At 68.8% G+C, this 17,357-nt stretch carries 16 protein-coding genes; 8 read left to right on the plus strand and 8 right to left on the minus strand.

Annotated elements, in window-relative coordinates; genetic code table 11:
• Positions 1-10: 10 nt before the first annotated feature.
• From ACWDNU_RS09080 to ACWDNU_RS09090, 3 genes are read right to left on the minus strand one after another with little or no spacing between them, the layout of a single operon-like run.
• Positions 11-688 carry an aspartate/glutamate racemase family protein gene (locus tag ACWDNU_RS09080; RefSeq protein WP_449668392.1) on the minus strand — a complete coding sequence of 226 codons (678 nt, stop codon included), beginning with the start codon at positions 686-688 and terminating at the stop codon, positions 11-13.
• Positions 685-1,689, minus strand: a complete 1,005-nt coding sequence (locus ACWDNU_RS09085) for a D-cysteine desulfhydrase (RefSeq protein ID WP_449668393.1) — start codon at positions 1,687-1,689, stop codon at positions 685-687. Before ACWDNU_RS09085 ends, ACWDNU_RS09080 begins: the two co-directional genes overlap by 4 nt.
• Before the next feature lie 37 nt (positions 1,690-1,726).
• Positions 1,727-2,383, minus strand: coding sequence for an IclR family transcriptional regulator (locus tag ACWDNU_RS09090; protein WP_370938180.1), 657 nt, complete (start codon positions 2,381-2,383; stop codon positions 1,727-1,729).
• Between the two features lie 133 nt (positions 2,384-2,516).
• Here ACWDNU_RS09090 and ACWDNU_RS09095 point away from each other — a divergent pair, with 133 nt between their 5' ends.
• Positions 2,517-4,388, plus strand: coding sequence for an FAD-binding monooxygenase (locus ACWDNU_RS09095; RefSeq protein ID WP_449668394.1), 1,872 nt, complete (start codon positions 2,517-2,519; stop codon positions 4,386-4,388).
• A gap of 52 nt (positions 4,389-4,440) precedes the next feature.
• Here ACWDNU_RS09095 and ACWDNU_RS09100 read toward each other — a convergent pair whose 3' ends face one another.
• Positions 4,441-5,868 carry an alpha/beta hydrolase gene (locus ACWDNU_RS09100; RefSeq protein WP_449668395.1) on the minus strand — a complete coding sequence of 476 codons (1,428 nt, stop codon included), beginning with the start codon at positions 5,866-5,868 and terminating at the stop codon, positions 4,441-4,443.
• 73 nt (positions 5,869-5,941) lie between these two features.
• Positions 5,942-7,096, minus strand: coding sequence for an epoxide hydrolase family protein (locus ACWDNU_RS09105; protein ID WP_449668396.1), 1,155 nt, complete (start codon positions 7,094-7,096; stop codon positions 5,942-5,944).
• Positions 7,097-7,178: 82 nt separating this feature from the next.
• Between ACWDNU_RS09105 and ACWDNU_RS09110 the strand changes: the two genes are divergently transcribed.
• The 4 genes from ACWDNU_RS09110 (at position 7,179) to ACWDNU_RS09125 (ending at position 10,290) form a co-directional block, all read left to right on the plus strand.
• Positions 7,179-7,733 carry a CGNR zinc finger domain-containing protein gene (locus ACWDNU_RS09110; RefSeq protein ID WP_449668397.1) on the plus strand — a complete coding sequence of 185 codons (555 nt, stop codon included), beginning with the start codon at positions 7,179-7,181 and terminating at the stop codon, positions 7,731-7,733.
• Positions 7,734-8,042: 309 nt separating this feature from the next.
• Complete coding sequence (locus ACWDNU_RS09115) at positions 8,043-8,840, plus strand: helix-turn-helix transcriptional regulator (protein ID WP_370938185.1); 798 nt, start codon at positions 8,043-8,045, stop codon at positions 8,838-8,840.
• A 32-nt stretch (positions 8,841-8,872) separates the two neighbouring features.
• Complete coding sequence (locus ACWDNU_RS09120; RefSeq protein WP_449668398.1) at positions 8,873-9,988, plus strand: WD40/YVTN/BNR-like repeat-containing protein; 1,116 nt, start codon at positions 8,873-8,875, stop codon at positions 9,986-9,988.
• Entirely contained in the window at positions 9,985-10,290 is a 306-nt protein-coding gene (locus tag ACWDNU_RS09125) for a MoaD/ThiS family protein (protein WP_354748083.1), read from the plus strand. Before ACWDNU_RS09120 ends, ACWDNU_RS09125 begins: the two co-directional genes overlap by 4 nt.
• A 443-nt stretch (positions 10,291-10,733) precedes the next feature.
• On the opposite strand, the gene ACWDNU_RS09130 is transcribed toward ACWDNU_RS09125, so the two are convergent.
• Positions 10,734-11,072: a DUF3140 domain-containing protein gene (locus tag ACWDNU_RS09130; protein WP_449668399.1), complete on the minus strand. Its 339-nt coding sequence runs from the start codon at positions 11,070-11,072 to the stop codon at positions 10,734-10,736.
• A gap of 5 nt (positions 11,073-11,077) precedes the next feature.
• The gene (locus ACWDNU_RS09135; protein ID WP_449668400.1) at positions 11,078-11,857 is read right to left on the minus strand and encodes a FadR/GntR family transcriptional regulator; all 780 of its coding nucleotides are present in this window, start codon (positions 11,855-11,857) and stop codon (positions 11,078-11,080) included.
• A 54-nt stretch (positions 11,858-11,911) separates the two neighbouring features.
• Here ACWDNU_RS09135 and ACWDNU_RS09140 point away from each other — a divergent pair, with 54 nt between their 5' ends.
• Positions 11,912-14,695, plus strand: a complete 2,784-nt coding sequence (locus ACWDNU_RS09140) for an FAD-binding and (Fe-S)-binding domain-containing protein (RefSeq protein ID WP_449668401.1) — start codon at positions 11,912-11,914, stop codon at positions 14,693-14,695.
• A 9-nt stretch (positions 14,696-14,704) separates the two neighbouring features.
• Here the strand turns inward: ACWDNU_RS09140 and ACWDNU_RS09145 are convergent, their stop codons facing one another.
• Positions 14,705-15,382: a GntR family transcriptional regulator gene (locus ACWDNU_RS09145; RefSeq protein WP_449668402.1), complete on the minus strand. Its 678-nt coding sequence runs from the start codon at positions 15,380-15,382 to the stop codon at positions 14,705-14,707.
• 198 nt (positions 15,383-15,580) lie between these two features.
• Here ACWDNU_RS09145 and ACWDNU_RS09150 point away from each other — a divergent pair, with 198 nt between their 5' ends.
• Positions 15,581-16,456, plus strand: a complete 876-nt coding sequence (locus tag ACWDNU_RS09150) for an FAS1-like dehydratase domain-containing protein (RefSeq protein ID WP_449668403.1) — start codon at positions 15,581-15,583, stop codon at positions 16,454-16,456.
• Between the two features lie 66 nt (positions 16,457-16,522).
• Positions 16,523-17,341 carry an enoyl-CoA hydratase/isomerase family protein gene (locus tag ACWDNU_RS09155; protein ID WP_370938192.1) on the plus strand — a complete coding sequence of 273 codons (819 nt, stop codon included), beginning with the start codon at positions 16,523-16,525 and terminating at the stop codon, positions 17,339-17,341.
• Positions 17,342-17,357: the final 16 nt, after the last annotated feature.

Genomic DNA, 17,357 nt, shown 5'->3' on the forward strand with positions numbered 1-17,357 from the left:
CCGGACTCTGTCAGGCGGGCGGCCGGGCGTCGACCGGTTTTCCGCCGCAGGCGCGGATCACCGCGTCGGCGAGCAGGTCGGTCGGGTCCAGCACCCCGGACGTCTGCCGTGCCACCAACGGAAGTTCCGTGCAGGCCAGCACCGACAACGCCGCGTCGACGTCCGCGAGCGCCCGATCGAAGTGCGCCGCTCCGCGTGCCAGGTCACCGCGTTTCACCGCCGCCACCGCCGCGTCCACGGCCGTCTGCCCGGCCTCGGACGGCAGCACCCACTCCACCTCAGGCACTCCGCGCTGGTAGAGCCCGGCGGCGATCGTGCCGCGAGTGCCGAGCAGCCCGACCGGACCCGTGCGTCCGGCAAGGAATTCCGCCGTTTCCGCGACCATGTCCACGAACGGCACCCCACTGTCCGCGACCAACCGCGACAGGAAGAAATGCGCGGTGTGGCACGGAATCGCAATCACAGAAGCGCCGAGATCACGGAGTTTTTCCGCCCCGGCAAGCAAAGCCGGATACGGATCGGTACTCCCGTCCAGCACGGCGGCGACCCGGTCCGGCACCGTCGGGTCCGCCCAGATTGCCACCCGGAGGTGGTCCTGGTCGCGCTCCGCGGCCGTACGCGCGATGAGCTTGGCGTAGAACTCCGCGGTCGCCGCCGGACCCATGCCGCCGAGAATGCCCGCGATCACTGGAAAGCCGACCGGTAGCCGAACAGCCCCACCGCACCGCCGGTGTGCACGAACACGACGGTGTCGGTCGCGGCGAACCGGCCTTCCTCGATCTCGCCGAGCAGCCCGGCGAACCCCTTCCCCGAGTACACCGGGTCCAGCAGGATCCCTTCAGTCTCGGCGAGCAGCCGCACCGCGTCCACCATGGACTGCGTCGGCACGCCGTAGCCCTCGCCGACCCAGCGGTCGTCCACCAGCACGTCGTCGCGGGAAACCTCGGTGCCGATCAGCTCCGCGGTCCGGCCGGCCAGCCCGTGCACCGCGTCGATCTGCCGCGCTTCCGGCTGCCGCACACTGACCCCGAGCACTCGGGCGGGGCTGTGCACCGCGCGCAACCCGGCGACGAGCCCGGCCTGCGTGCCGGTGCTGCCGGTCGCGTGCACGACCCAGTCGACCGGAATCGGCGCGGCATCCAGCTCCAGCGCGCACTGGACGTACCCGAGCGCACCGATCGGATTCGACCCGCCGCCCGGGATCACGTACGGCCGCCGACCCTCCGCGCGCAGCTTCTCGGCGACCGTCTCCATCGCCGCTGACATATCAGTTCCGGCCGGTACGCGGTCCACGATCTCCGCGCCGAGCAGTTCGTCGAGCAGCACGTTGCCGGAGTTCTCGTACTCCTCGTCGCGCACCTGACGTTGTTCCAGCAGCAGCTTGCAGCTCAGCCCGGCACGCGCGGCGGCCGCGGCGGTCTGCCGGGCGTGGTTGGACTGCGTCGCGCCCTGGGTGATCAGCGTGTCGGCACCCTGCGCGAGCGCGTCGCCGACGAGGAATTCCAGCTTCCGCGTCTTGTTGCCGCCGGTCGCCAATCCGGTGCAGTCGTCGCGTTTGATCCAGAGGTCCGGAACATCCCGGTGGCGTTCGCGCAGCCGCGCGGTGAGCCGTTCCAGCGGTTCGAGCGGGGTCGGGAAGTGTCCGAGCGGGAAGCGGGCGAAGCGCGTCGTCTGTACCACGGACGCCATCGTGCGTCCCGGGCCCGGCCGCTGTCCACCGCGTCCATTACGGATGCAGTTCGGCCCGGATCACCTGCGCCGCCTGCGCCAAGCGTTCGCCGATCGCTGAGATATCAGCCGGACCGGTCAAATACACCACCGCCAGCGCCGCCGGATGCTGCCCGGGCACCGCGAGCGGCACCGCGATCGACGACAGCCCGGGAATCACCTCGTCGTGACTGGTTTCGTACGGCGCTTTCTCCCCGCGCAACTGCTGCAGGATCGCACGACCCGGTGCGCCGTCGGTGATCGGATGCCGGCTGCCGGGCCGCTGCGCCACCGCAGCCGTCGCCTGTCGCGGCTCGACGCTGGCCAACGTGACGACGGAATCCTCGCCGTCGAGCGTCGCGAGGAACGCCGTCATGCCCAGTTCGTTCGCAAGCACAGTCAGCTCGGGCAACGCCGTCGACTGCAGATCTCGGGAAACGTTGCGCGCCAACGCCGCCAGCCGCGCCCCCAGCTCCAGCTCGCCGTTCGCGCCGCGCACGACCAGGCCGTGGTCCTCCAGCGTGCGCACGATGCGGTAGGTGATCGACCGGTGCAGCCCGAGTCGCGCGGCCAGCTCGCCGATCGACAACGGCGCGTCGGCCTCGGCGAGAACTTCCAGCGCGGTGAGCCCGCGCGACAACGTCTGCGACCCGGCCGCTTGCTTGGCTTCCGTCACGACTCGGTCCTTCCCCGCGGGGTCTTGTGCACCGGAGCGGCCCACCTTAGCATCGATGTACTCAATAATTGAACAACAAGTTCTATTATCGAACACGGTCCCCATGGTGCTTCACAGCGAAGTGAGGAAACTTATGCAGTTCCACCACCACGGCTACGTTTCCGGCGAACCGCGCGTCCTCCCCGCCGCCGGAACCGGGATCGACCGGCCCGCGGAACTGCCGGACGAGGTCGACGTGCTGATCGTGGGCACCGGCCCGGCGGGCATGATCACCGCCGCGCAGCTGTCCCGGTTCCCGAACGTCACCACGCGCATCGTCGAACGCCGCGGCGGACGGCTCGAAGTCGGCCAGGCGGACGGGATCCAGGCGCGCAGCGTCGAAACGTTCCAGGCGTTCGGCTTCGCGAACCGGATCGTCGAAGAGGCGTACCGGATCACCACGATGTCGTTCTGGAAGCCCGATCCCGCCGACCCGAAGCGCATTGTCCGCTCGTCGCGGGTGCCCGACGACCCCACCGGGATCAGCGAATTCCCGCACCTCATCGTGAACCAGGCCCGGGTGCAGGACTATTTCGCCGAGTACATGGCCAACTCGCCGAGCCGGATGACGCCCGATTTCGGCTTGGAATTCCAGTCGCTGGCCATTACCGAGGGCGACGAATATCCGGTTTCCGTCACGCTGCGCCATACCGCCGGCCCGCGTGCCGGCGAGGATCGTGTTGTCCGAGCCAAATACGTGGTCGGCTGCGACGGCGCGCGCAGCGCGGTGCGGGAGTCGATCGGCCGGGAACTCGTCGGTGACCAGGCTTTGCACGCGTGGGGCGTGATGGACGTCCTCGCCGTCACCGATTTCCCGGACATCCGGACGAAATGCGCCATCCAGTCCCACGACGGCGGCAACATCCTGCTGATCCCCCGCGAAGGCGGTGCGCTGTTCCGGATGTACGTCGATCTGGGCGAGGTTTCCGAGGACGACCACGGGGCCGTCCGGAAGACGACGATCGAGCAGATCATCGCGCGCGCCAACGCGATCATGCGTCCCTACACTGTGGACGTGAAGAATGTGGCCTGGCACAGCGTGTACGAGGTCGGTCATCGTCTCACCGACAAATTCGACGATGTGCTCGTCGGCGAAACCCGTCTGCCCCGCGTCTTCATCACCGGCGACGCCTGCCACACGCACAGTGCGAAAGCCGGACAGGGCATGAACGTCTCGATGCAGGACGGGTTCAACATCGGCTGGAAACTCGGCCACGTGCTGGACGGCCGCGGTCCCGCTTCGCTGCTGGCCACCTACTCCGCGGAACGCCAGCTGATCGCGAAAAACCTCATCGACTTCGACAAGGAATGGTCGACGCTGATGGCGACCCGGCCGGAGGATCTGGCCGATCCGGCGGAGCTGGAAGAGTTCTACGTGAAGACCTTCGAATTCCCGTCCGGTTTCATGACGTGCTACCAGCCTTCGGTGCTCATCGCCTCGCCAGCGCACCAGGACCTGGCGACCGGGTTCCCGATCGGCAAACGCTTCAAGTCGGCTCCCGTCATGCGGGTCTGCGACGCGAACCTGGTCCACTTAGGACATCACGCACAGGCCGACGGTCGTTGGCGCATCTACGTTTTCGCCCCGGCCGAGCCTGTTTCGGTTGCCGGATTCGCCGAGTGGCTGGGCAGTTCGCCGGACTCTCCCGTTGTCGCCCATACTCCGAAGAACCTGGACTCCGACGCCTGGTTCGACATCAAGGTGATCTATCCCGGGCCGTACGAGGACATCGACCTCGGCGAAGTCCCGGAGGTCTTCCTGCCGCGAACTGGCCCCTTCTCGCTGATCGACTACGAAAAAGTTTACGCGGCGGATCCGGCGGACGACATCTTCGCCGCCCGCGGAATCTCACCCGGAGGTGCGGTCGTGGTGGTCCGGCCGGACCAGTACGTCGCGAATGTCCTTCCCCTCAGCGCCACTGCGGAACTGGCCGCGTTCTTCGCGCCTATCTTCGCCGCCGAATAGCCGTGAGGGGAACCCTGAGGGACTCTGATTCCCTCGGGGTTCCCCTCACGGATCAGGAATGCTCAACCGGGCAGAAACGGTCGTGGGCTGGGAAATCTCCGCCGACCAGGTATGCCGTCGCCGTGTCGTTCAGGCACTTGTTCGCGCCAGCACCGTAAGCGACGTGCCCGCCCTGGTCGGCGGTGACCATCCGAGCCCGGGCCCCGAACGCCCATCGCGTGCGCAGCGCCCCGGGCAGCGGCGTGGCCGGGTCGCGAAGGTTCTGCACCATCAGCACGTTCGCCGGTCCGTTGCCGGTGATGCGCACCTTCGGCTCCGCAGGCGCGGGCCAGTACGCGCACGCCCGGATATTGGCGGTATACGCGCCGTACATCGGATAGCGCGCCCGGTCGACCTCGACATTCCGCTGGTAGGTCCGCACCGACGTCGGCCACCGCGAATCCCCGCAGAGCACCCCGAGGTAGCCGACCGGGAAGCTGCCACGATCGCCCGCCTTCGCCGTTGCCGCGACGGGAAGCGGCTGATGCGTGTCGAGGAGATGCCAATACGTGGCCAGCTCTTGGAAGCTGCCGTCATTCCGAAGCTCCCCGGACGTGAAGCCGCGGAACGCCGTACCGTCGAACCCGGACTCCGGCTTCGCATCCAGCCGATCGGCCAGCTCGTAGTACTTCGCCGTCACGTCCGCTGGAGTCGCGCCGAGGTGGTATTCCTGCTCGTGCTTCGCGGCATACTTCGCGAAGTCGGGAAACCGCAGCTGGAATCCCATGCCCTGCGCTCGCAACGCCTCGACGTCGTATCCCTCGGGCGGCAAACTGCTGTCCAGCACCACTCGATCGCCGCGCTCCGGGAACAATGTCGTGTACACCGCCCCGAGATAGGTGCCGTACGACTCCCCGTAATAGGAAATCTTCGCCTCCCCCAAGGCTTCCCGCACCCGGTCCATGTCCCGCGCCGTGTTGGCGGTAGTGATGAACGGCAGCAGGTCGGCAGTCTCCGAACTGGTGCACTGCTTGGCGATCCGCTCCGCCAGCGCGGCCGATTTCGCCACCTCCGCCGGATTGTGCGGATAAGGCGGGTTGGCCGCGAGCGCCTTGTCAGCGTCGTTCAGCCCGCAGGTCAGCCCGGCGCTGGAGCCGATCCCGCGCGGGTCGAATCCGACGATGTCGTAGCTGTCCCGCACTGCCTGCGGAAACGGCTGCGCGACCGGGACGCGCAATCCGGACAAGCCCGGACCGCCGGGATTGACCAGCAGCACCCCGCGCCGTTTCTCCGGTTTCGCCGCGGACAGCCGGGACACCGCGATATCGATCTTCCGCCCGTCCGGATACCGGTAGTCCAGCGGAACGGCCACCGTCGTGCACTGCAGTGGCCCGCCGCCCGGACAGGCGCCCCACCGCAACGGCTCGGCCGACGCGGGGGCCGCCGACACCACCCCCGCCAGTGTCGCTACGGCAAGCGCGACCGGCATGATCTTTCGCATTCGGCTCTCCTCTTCGGATCGGAGTTGCCGATTCACCACACCAGCCGACGACGCACCGGACCCCTGCCATTTGTCACCCCCGCAACACCGCGGCGAGCCCCTCCCGCAGATCCCGGACGAAATACCCCGGCACTTCCAACGACGGGAAATGCCCGCCCCGTTCCGGCTCCCGCCACCGGACGATCTGCCGGAACCGCTCCCGCGCCCAAGGCCGAGGGGTTTTCTCGGTATCGCGGGGATACATGGTGACCGCCGCCGGAACATCCACCCGAAGCTCCGGATCCAGCGAATTGTGGCTCTCGTAATAGATCCGGGCCGCCGACGCACCGGACCGGGTCAGCCAGTACAACGTGACATCGTCGAGCACGCGGTCGCGAGAGATAGTCTCGAAAGGACTGTCCTCAGTGTCCGACCACTCCGCGAACTTGTCCACGAGCCAGGCAAGAAGCCCGACCGGCGAGTCGACGAGCGAGTACCCGATGGTCTGCGGCCTCGTGGCCTGCTGCTTGGCGTACGCCGCACGGTGCCGCCAGAAATGGCGAGTCTTCTCAGTCCACCTGAGTTCGTCCGCCGTCAGCCCCTCCGTCGACAACCCGGGCGGCCCTTCAGCGAACAACGTGTGGACGCCGAGAACGTGCTCCGGAAACCGGCCGGCGAGAACCGTGGTGATATTGCCGCCCCAGTCGCCGCCGTGCGCCAAGAATCGGCGATAACCGAGCTTCCCCATCAACTCCACCCACGCGGCGGCGATCTTTTCCGTCCCCCACCCGGTAGTCGTCGGCTTGTCGCTGTAGCCAAAGCCCGGCAGCGACGGAGCCACGACATGAAACGCCGGTGCGCTGGCGTCGTCCGGATCCGCCAATTCGTCCACGACGTCGACGAACTCCGCGATGCTGCCCGGCCACCCGTGCGTCATGATCAGCGGAGTGGCATCCGCACGCGGGGACCGGCGGTGCAGGAAGTGGATTCCCAGGCCGTCAATCGTCGTGCGGAACTGACCGATCCGGTCAAGACGCTCCTCGAAGGCCCGCCAGTCGTACTCAGTGCGCCAGTAGTTCACGAGATCGACCAGATCAGCGAGCGGAACGCCCTGATCCCATCGGCGGGGGCCGTGCACCGTTTCGGCCTCCGGAAGCCTCGCCGCGGCTAGTCGAGCCCGCAGATCTTCGAGGTCAGCGTCCGTCGCGCGGGCCTCGAACGCCTCTACCTCGCTGGTCAGAGCGGTCATGAGTCCTCCTCGATGAAGTGGAACCGGCTAAGACGGTTCTAGCAGCCGGCCGCACTCGAGCGCAACCGGCTAAGCTGGTTCCATGCCTTCCGCGTTCCCTGACTTCCGCCTCGGCACTGTGCTCGCGACGAGCTTCACGGCGACTCTCACCGAACGCTGCGGCGACGCTGTCGAGCGCATTCCCACCCCCGAGCGGCTCGCCGACTGGCTGGCGGTGAGCGGCCTGGCCGTGGAGTCCTGTAGCGCTGACCAGCTCGAACTCGCCAAGGAACTGCGGGAGTCGATTCACGCCGCCGCGACCGCGGCCGCACGCCACGAGGCGCTGCCCGCGTCCGCCGTCCAGGTCATCAACGACCGCAGTGCCCAGGGCCGCGCCGCAGCCGTCCTGACGCCTGACGGCGAACGGCGCTGGCAGCTCACCTCCGTCGAAGACGCCCTCGGCGTGATCGCCGCCGACGCGATCAGCATCATCTCCGGCGAACGCGACGGAAAACTGGCCTTGTGCGCCTCGCCGACCTGCCAGGCCGCCTTCTTCGACACCAGCCAGAGCCGCACCCGTCGCTGGTGCGACATGAACACGTGCGGGAACCGGCAGAAGAAGGCGCGTTTCAACGCCAGCCGCGCCGCGGCGAAGTGACCCTCGGAAGGCGAGCAGCCGCGGCGGCCGATCCCGCTGCACACCGGTTTCGCACCGCGGTAAAAGCGAGTAGCCGAATTGCCTCGCTTCGCAGCAACTGGCGGACGGCTGCGTACTCAACTGTCACCCCGGATCGCCCTGGATCCGCGCCCAGCAGCTGCCTCGCTCCGCCGTATCTCACCCACAACTCGCTGCCCGACTGCGTCAAACGTCCACGCCCGGCCCGTCGTCATCGAGCCGCAAACAGCGGACGCCCGGAATTGTCGGTCCCCGGATTTACCATGACGGCACATCCGAGGAGGTGTGCACATGCGGGACGCCGTGCTCGAGGCGGCGAGGTTCCTGGCCGCCGGACGCACCCGGCAGCTCACGCTCGAGGACGTGGCCGACCACGTCCGGTACAGCCCGTTCCACCTGGCGCGCGCGTTCGAGCGGGAGATCGGCCTGCCGCCGGGGAAATTCCTTGCCGCGCAACGCTTCCAGCTCGCCAAGGAATTGCTGCTGGACACCGGCGAGAAGGTGGTCGACATCTGCCACGAGGTCGGGTTCTCCGCGCCGGGCACGTTCACCACGCGCTTCACCGCGGCGGTCGGGGTGAGCCCGCACCGGTTCCGGCAGCTGCCCGGCCTCCTCGCCGAGCACCCGCCGGAACCGGTGCGGGTCGCGGGCCCGGACTGCGCGGGCGGAGCCGTCACCGGCCGCGCGCTGCTGAGCCCGGCGGCGGTCGCCGCGCTCGACGGGGCGCCGGCGGTGTACGTCGGGTTGTTCGCCGGGTCGTCGGCGCGCGGCGTCCCGGTCAGCGGCTCGCTGCTCGGGCCCGACCTCGAGTTCACCCTCTTCGACGTGCCTCCAGGCACCTACCGGCTGCTCGCCTGCGCGCTGCCCTCAGCTGGCGATCCGCGCGCGCAGCTCGCGCCGAGCGTGCAGGCGGTCGGGTCGGCCGCGCGCCCGGTGCGGATCCGGGCCGGGCCGGTGCCGCTGCGCCAGGACGTCCGGCTGGAGGTCGCGCCCGCGTGGTCGCCTCCGGTGCTGGTCGCGCTGCCTCCGCTGGCGTCGGAGGGAGCGCAAGAATGGAGAGGCGGCTCCCGGCTGGCGAGGTTAGGTTGAACCAGGTCACAGCCCGTTGTCAGGGAGAAAGCATGCCTGGAGTTCGAGTATTGGTCGGCACGCGCAAGGGCGCGTTCATCCTCACCTCGGACGAGGGACGCACGCGGTGGGAGGTCGACGGCCCGCACTTCGGCGGCTGGGAGGTCTACCACCTCGCCGGCTCGCCCGCGGACCCGGACCGGCTGTACGCGTCGCAGTCCACGTCCTGGTTCGGGCAGCTGATCCAGCGTTCCGACGACGGCGGGAAGACCTGGAACCAGGTCGACCACGAGTTCGTCTACGAGGGCGGGGCGGGCGAGCACCTCTGGTACGACGGAACGCCGAAGCCGTGGGAGTTCACCCGGATCTGGCACCTGGAACCGTCGCTGACCGACCCGGACACGGTGTACGCGGGCGCGCAGGACGCGGCGCTCTACCGCAGCACCGACGGCGGGAAGAGCTGGCGGGAGCTGACCGGGCTGCGCAAGCACACGTCCGGGCCGGGCTGGCAGCCGGGCGCGGGCGGGCTGTGCCTGCACACGATCATCCTCGACCCGCGGAACTCGAAGCGGATGTTCACCGCGATCTCCGCCGCGGGCGCGTTCCGCAGCGACAACAGCGGCGAAACCTGGCAGCCGATCAACCGCGGCCTGCACTCCGAGGGCATCCCGGACCCGGATGCCGAGGTCGGCCATTGCGTGCACCGCATCGCCCTGCACCCGTCGCGGCCCGACGTGCTGTTCATGCAGAAGCACTGGGACGTGATGCGCTCGGACGACGCGGGCGACAACTGGCGCGAGATCAGCGGCAACCTGCCGAGCGACTTCGGTTTCCCGATCGCGGTGCACCCGCACGAACCGGAAACCGTGTACGTGGTCCCGATCCGCAGCGATTCCGAGCACTATCCGCCGGAGGGCAAACTGCGCGTGTACCGCAGCCGCACCGGCGGCGACGAATGGGAACCGCTCACCGCCGGCCTGCCGCAGGAAAACTGCTACGTGAACATCCTGCGCGACGCGATGGCCGTCGACTCCCTCGACGAAGCAGGCATCTACTTCGGCACCACCGGCGGCCAGGTCTACGCCTCGAACGACGCGGGCGAAAGCTGGGCCCCGATCGTGCGCGACCTGCCCGCGGTGTGCTCGGTCGAGGTGCAAACCCTGCGATGACCACCGTCGTCCGCGTCAAGCTGCCCACGCACCTGCGCCGCCTGGCGAAGGTCGAGGGGGAGATCCAGCTGCCGGTAGAGGACCCGCCGACGCGGGAAACCCTGCTGGACGCCCTGGAACGCGCGTACCCCCAACTGCGCGGCACGGTCCGCGACACGACCACCGGCAAACGCCGGGCGTTCGTCCGGTTCTTCGCCTGCGAGGAAGACCTGTCGAACACCGCCCCGGACACCGCCCTGCCCGCCCCGGTCCTTTCCGGAGCCGAACCGTTCCTGATCATCGGAGCCATGGCAGGCGGCTGACCACGAACCACCGGCCGAGGGGAAGAACCCCAGGCCTCGGTGCGTCCCGGGGGCGCACCGAGGCCCGGGGCTTATGCCTGCTGGGCCGGGTCTTTTCGGGTTCCCTCCTGGCGGGCCGAGTCTTTCAGGTTCCCTCCTGCCGAGCACGCCCAAGCCGAGCCGGGCGCGACGAAATCACTCACGCCAGACTCGTAGGACCCCATGGAACTTTCTCAGCAGTGCGGTGGGCGGGCGGGCTCGTTGTGGCGGTGCCGATCAGCGGATGCTGTGCACCGTCTGGCGAGATGGGCTGGGTGGCTCCGTTGCTGCGAAGGTCCGTGAGGGGAACCCTGAGGGAATCTGATTCCCTCAGGGTTCCCCTCACGGATACAGCGTGCCGAGCCCGTCGCGACGAGGGCGAGCCTTGCGCGCTACCGAGGCCACCCTGGAGAACCCGGCCAGGATCAGTCCCGCACCGGTTTCACCGGATCATGGCCCAGCGACATCAACCCCTGCCGCCACCCCGCGTCGCCTGCCACCGGTTCCAGGTCGTCCCGGCGCGAGGCGTGCACCCGGTCCACCACGTCGCGCATCACCTCGACATCGCGCTCGTTCACATCCGACCGGCGTTTGCCCAGGATCGACAGCACCTGACGGCCGGTCGCGGGACCCGCCTGGTCCGGCAGCGGCTCCGTCTCCATGCCGGCTTCCCGGGTGCGCAGCCAGTCGGCCAGCTCCCGCGAGGTCATGTTCACCACCCGGTGGAATTCCGTCCACAGGGCGTCGTCCACGTGCGCGGCCACCTCGATCACCTCCCGGAGTCGTCGGTAGGCCGGTTACCCGGGCCACCAGACGGCAAACCCGCTAGCTTCGAGTCCACATAGGACCGGCCCCGGGCGGCGATTCGTGTCAGGGCGGCACATCCTGGCTCCGAAGCACCCGCGCGGACCGCAGACGCGATCGTCCGGTGGTCTTCCCACGACCGGGAAAGGTCGCCGTGTTCGGTGAGTTCCTCCAGGAGACGGTCGGCCATCAGGCGGCGCAGCGGGAGGCGGATCGCGAGCATGCTGCGCAGCAGGATCCGGTTATGTGCGGCTTCGGCCAGCGCGACGTGGAATTCCGCATCCGCTTCCAGGAAACGGTCGCGGTCGGTCAAAGCTGCCGCCATTCGGTCGACTAGGTCCGTCAAGACCGCCAGCTCAGCGGCGGTTCGACGGCGAGCGGCCAGAGCGATGATGGTCGACTCGATCGCTTCCCTGGCCTCGACCAGCTCGCGATACTCCGCCACGTCCGAAGCGCCCAGCTGCCACGGGACGAACCGCGCCGCCGAGGGTTCCAGTACGAACGTTCCGACGCCCTGGCGCGTCTCGACCCAGCCGCGCGCCTGCAGCGTCCGGACTGCTTCCCGGACGGTCAGCATCGACACCCCGGCCGAGGCCGCGAAGTGCCGCAGCGACGGCAGGGCGGTCCCGGGAGGCCATTCGCCGCCGAGGATTTTGCGGGTCATCTCTTCGACCAGCGAATCCACCACGCTCACCCGCCGCACCCGGGCCAGCTCCGGCGGCGGTCCCCTCCGTCCCGAGGTCATCGCGTCAGCGTACGGATTGACGGCACAGTTTCAAACACCTAAATTCAGGCCGGGATGCCCATCGAAACTGACCTGCTCGCCGACCTCCGCGCGAACCTTCGCGGCGAGGTGCACGCCGACGTCCGCCGTCGCGCCGAGTACTCCACGGACGCGTCCAATTACCGTGTCGTGCCGCAGGTCGTCGTGCTCCCGAAAGAGACTGGCGACGTTCTCGCGGCTCTCGAGATCGCCCGCCGTCACGGTGTCCCGCTGACCAGTCGCGGCGGGGGCACGTCGGTCGCGGGCAACGCGATCGGGCCGGGCATGGTGATCGACTTTTCGCGGCACCTCAACCGCATTGTCGACCTTGACCCGCAAGCGCGGACCGCGGTCGTCCAGCCCGGCGTCGTCCTCGCCGACCTCCAGCGCGCCGCCGCGCCGCACGGGCTGCGCTTCGGTCCCGACCCGTCCACGCACGCCCGCGCGACGCTCGGCGGCATGATCGGCAACAACGCCTGCGGCCCGCACGCGATCGCCTACGGCCGGACCGCGGACAACGTTCGCGAGTTGAGCGTGGTCGACGGCATCGGACGCCAGTTCACCGCAGGCCCCTCCGAAGCGGTGCCGGGTCTCGCCGAACTGATCGACACCCGGCTTAGCTTGCTGCGCACCGAATTCGGCCGGTTCAGCCGTCAGGTCTCCGGCTACTCGCTCGAGCACCTGCTGCCGGAGAACGGCCGCTCGCTCGCCCGCGCGCTGGTCGGCACCGAAGGCACCCTGACGGTCACGCTGGAGGCGACGGTCGACCTGGTCGACATCTCCCCCGCGCGGCTGCTGGTCGTGCTCGGCTATCCGGACATGGCGACGGCTGGCGACGTAGTGCCCGGGCTGTTGCCGCATCGGCCGCTGGCCGTCGAGGGGCTCGACGCGCGACTGGTCGACCTCGTGCGCCACCATCGCGGCAACGTGCCCGCGCTCCCGGATGGCGGCGGCTGGCTGATGATCGAGGTCGGCGGCGAGACGGAAGCCGAGGCACGGCACAACGCTGAGCGGCTCGTCCATGATTCCCAGGCGCTCGACCACGTCGTGCTGGCCCACGGCGCCGAGGCCGCCGCGATGTGGCGGATCCGCGAGGACGGAGCCGGGCTGGCTGGCCGGACTCCGACCGGCGAGCAAGCCTGGCCAGGCTGGGAAGACGCCGCCGTCCCGCCCGAACGGCTCGGCGCGTACCTGCGGGATTTCGACGCTCTCCTCGACGAATACGGTCTCGAAGGGCTCCCGTACGGCCACTTCGGCGACGGCTGCGTGCACGTCCGGCTCGGGCTGCCGCTCGAACGCGACGCGTCGGTATTCCGCGCGTTCATGACCGCCGCCGCGGATCTGGTCGTCGGTTACGGCGGCTCGTTCTCCGGCGAGCACGGCGACGGCCGGGCGCGCGGCGAACTGCTGCCGAAGATGTACTCGGCCGAGACGATCGAACTGTTCGGCGCGGTCAAAAACCTGTTCGATCCCGGCGACCTCCTCAACCCGGGCGTCGTCGTCCGGCCGCACCCGCTCGACGCCGATCTCCGCCGCCCGCAAGCACATCCGCTCCCGGTCGTCGCGGGCGGGTTCTCCTTCTCGCACGACGGCGGCGACTTCGCCCGCGCCGTGCACCGCTGCGTCGGAGTCGGGAAATGCCGCGCCGACAACCGGGCCGCCGGCGGCTTCATGTGTCCGTCCTATCTGGCCACTCGCGACGAGAAGGACAGCACGCGCGGCCGCGCCCGGGTGCTGCAGGAGGTCGCGAACGGCTCGCTGGTGTCCGGCTGGTCGGACGACGCGGTGTACGAATCGCTCGACCTTTGCCTGTCCTGCAAGGCATGCAGCAGCGACTGTCCGGCCGGAGTGGACCTGGCGCAGTACAAATCCGAGGCCCTACACCGGAAGTACCGGCACAAGATCCGGCCTATGTCGCATTACACGCTGGGCCGGTTGCCGGACTGGATCCGCCTGCTGCACCGAATCCCGGTTCTCGGCCCGCTCGTCGTCAATGCGCTGATGTCGGTGCGCCCAGTCGAGAAGGTCCTGTTAGCACTGTCTGGAGTGGACACACGCCGCCGCGCACCGAGGTTCGCCCGCCGCCCGTTCACCCGGTCCCGGCGAAGGATCCGCGAGCAGGGGCCGGAAGTCGTGCTGTGGGCGGATTCCTTTTCGGACGGCATGGACACCGAGGTCGCCGAAGCGGTCGCGGCCGTGCTAGCCGACGCCGGATATCGCGTGCTCGTCCCGCCGCGCCGGCCGTGCTGCGGGCTCACCTGGATCACCACCGGCCAGCTCGACACCGCCCGCCGGAAGCTCCGCGATCTCGTGCACACGCTGCGCCCGTACGCGCAGGCCGGGCTCCCGATCGTCGGCGTCGAACCGTCGTGCACCGCCGTCCTGCGGTCCGATCTGCTGGACCTGTTCCCCGACGATCCGGACGCCGCAACGATCTCCGCCGCGGTCACGACGCTCGCTGAACTCCTTGCCAAGACCGACGGCTGGCAAGCACCCGATCTGTCCGGCGTCACAGTGGTCGCGCAGCCGCATTGCCACCATCACTCGGTGATGGGTTTCGAGGCCGACCAAGCTCTGCTGGCGACGACCGGAGCGGAACTGCACACCCTCGCTGGCTGCTGCGGCCTGGCCGGGAACTTCGGCATGGAACGCGGACACTACGACGTTTCCGTCGCCGTAGCGGAGAACGCACTGCTCCCGGCCTTGCGAGACAACCCGGATGCCGTGTTCCTCGCCGACGGCTTCTCCTGCCGCACCCAAGCCGATCAACTGACCGGAGTACGCGGCGTCCACTTGGCACAGCTGCTGAAACGACACTGACGCCCGGAGTCAGCGTTCCCAGAAACCTTGCTTCTCCAGCAAGGAAACCGCACGCTCGCCGCCGTCCGAGAAGTGTTTCTCCACAATGGACCGGGCTCGCGAAGCCGACCGGGCGCTGAGTGCGTTCAGGATCTTCCGGTGGTCGTCGTGCGCCTTCTCCGGCCAGTCCTCGTGCGCCTCGTAGAACCCGTGCGTCACCGTTTTCGCCAGGATGCCCAGGATCGACACCAGCCGGCGGGAATCGGCGGCGTAGTTGATCCTGCGGTGGAACTCGAAGTTCAGCCGTTCCTGTTCGGCACGGTCCACTCCGGACTCCATCCGGTCCGCCAGATCGTGCAATGCCTGCAGGCTTTCCGGCGAGAGGTTCTTCGCCGCGCGCTCGGCGGCCAGGCCGGAAACGAGGCCGAACACGCGGTAGTGGTCGCGGATGTCGTCGCGCGTCATCCGCGCCACGAACGCGCCTCGGCGGGCGATGTGCTCCACCACGCCTTCGTGGTCGAGCGTGATCAAGGCCTCCCGGACGGGCAGCTTGCTGATGCCGAGTTCGTCCGCCAGCGCCTCCTGGTCGATCTTCGCCCCGGCGCGCAACTGGCCGGAGAAGACCCGTCGCCGGATCTCGTGCGCGGCCAGCGCTTTCAGGTTCGCCGGACCGCTGCGGCGCAGTCCCGCGCCCGTGGTTTCGGGCATCGCCCCGGCCTCCCCTCTGGCGGACGTTCGAGCAGATAAAGTATTACATAAGCCGCCCTGTTCAAGACTCGCCACCGGCCGCCGTTCACCACGGCCAACTGCTGCGGATAGCCGAGCGAGCAGCACCGCGAGGCACGGGGTGATTCCTGATAAAGTATTCAGCCGACTGCCTCGTCCGAAACCAGATCCGAGGAACCCATGTCCGCACCGGAAGCCTGGGAACCGTACGCCGTCACCAGCGAAGAAGTGCTCGAACCCGGCCCGGTCGCCGCACTGGCGGCGTTGTTCGACAACGGGCTCCCCGCCCCAGTCGAAGGCGACGACCTCCCGCCGTTGTGGCATTGGGTCGCGCTCCCGCGCTGGCCGGTGTCGTCCCAACTCGGTCTCGACGGCCATCCGGTCCGCGGCGGTTTCCTGCCGCCGGTCGACCTGCCGCGGCGGATGTTCGCCGGCGGCGAGGTCGTGGTGCACCGCGCACCGAAAGTCGGCGGAACCGTACGACGAAAATCCATTGTGGACTCTGTCACCGAAAAGTCCGGCCGTTCGGGGAAGTTGGTGATCGTCCAGGTGCGCACTGAACTGTCCGGAATGGACGGAACACCGTACGTCGAGGAGCGCCAGGACATGCTTTACCGCGAGGCCGGACCGCCCGCCGCGCCCGCGGTCCCGGAAACCGCTGCCGCGCTCGAACCCGTGGGGTCGCCGTTCCGCCGCACCGACGGGCAGAGCTGGGAGTTCGCCACCGATCCGACGCTGCTGATGCGGTTTTCCGCGGCTACCGCGAACGCGCACCGCATCCACTACGACTGGCCGTATGCCACAAGGATCGAGGGATATCCCGGCCTCGTCGTGCACGGGCCGTTGATGTCGCTCGCGCTGGCCGAGGTGCTGCGGCTCGAATCCCCCGCCTCTCGGGTGCGCCGGATCAGCCATCGCAATCAGGCGCCGCTGTTCTGCGGGCAGCCCGCGCAACTGCGCACGAGCCCCGGCGCTCGTTCGGTCACCCTCGATCTGCTCGGCCCCTCCGGACTGAGCACCAGCCTCGCCGTCGAACTGTCCGAAGAACGTACGTGATCTGGCGGCAGCGTCCGGAGCAATGGCATGGTGGCGCAGATGTTCCGGACGACGGAGGGAAGCTGAATGAGCCGCTACGCGCAGTTCGAGAACCTGCGGGTCGACGGGCCGGACGAGGACGGCGTCATCGAACTCGTCCTGGACGCGCCGCACCTCAACGCGGTCAGCGAGGACGCGCACGGCGAACTCGCCGACATCTGGCGCGAATTCGACCGCGACCCCGAGGTCAAGGCCGTCCTGCTGCGCGGCGAGGGCAAAGGGTTCTCCGCGGGCGGATCATTCGACCTGGTCGAGAAGCTGGCGAACGACTTCGAGGCCCGTTCGCGCACCATGCGCGAGGCCCGCGACCTGGTCTACAACGTCATCGACTGCTCAAAGCCGACCGTCTCCGCGATCCACGGCCCGGCCGTCGGCGCGGGCCTGGTCGCCGGGCTGCTGTCGGACATCTCCGTGGCCGCCGCCAACGCCAAGATCATCGACGGCCACACGCGCCTCGGCGTCGCGGCGGGCGACCACGCGGCGGTGTGCTGGCCGTTGCTCTGCGGGATGGCGAAGGCCAAGTACTACCTGATGACCTGCCGTCCGATGACCGGAGCCGAGGCCGAGCGGATCGGTCTCGTGTCGCTGTGCGTCGAGGAAGAGGCCGGGCTGCTGCCGACCGCGCGGGAGATCGCGCACGAACTCGCGAACGGCGCGCCGAACGCGATCCGCTGGACGAAACAGAGCCTCAACCTCTGGTACCGGCAGCTCGCGGGCGCGATCTTCGACTCCTCGCTGGCGCTGGAGTTCTACGGTTTCGCCGGTCCCGAGGTCCGCGAAGGGCTCGCTTCGCATCGCGAGCGGCGGAAGCCGGACTTCACCCGGGTACACGACGAGGAAGACTGACCAAGGAGACGAGGCG

It is taken from the genome of Amycolatopsis sp. NPDC003676, from assembly GCF_053587275.1.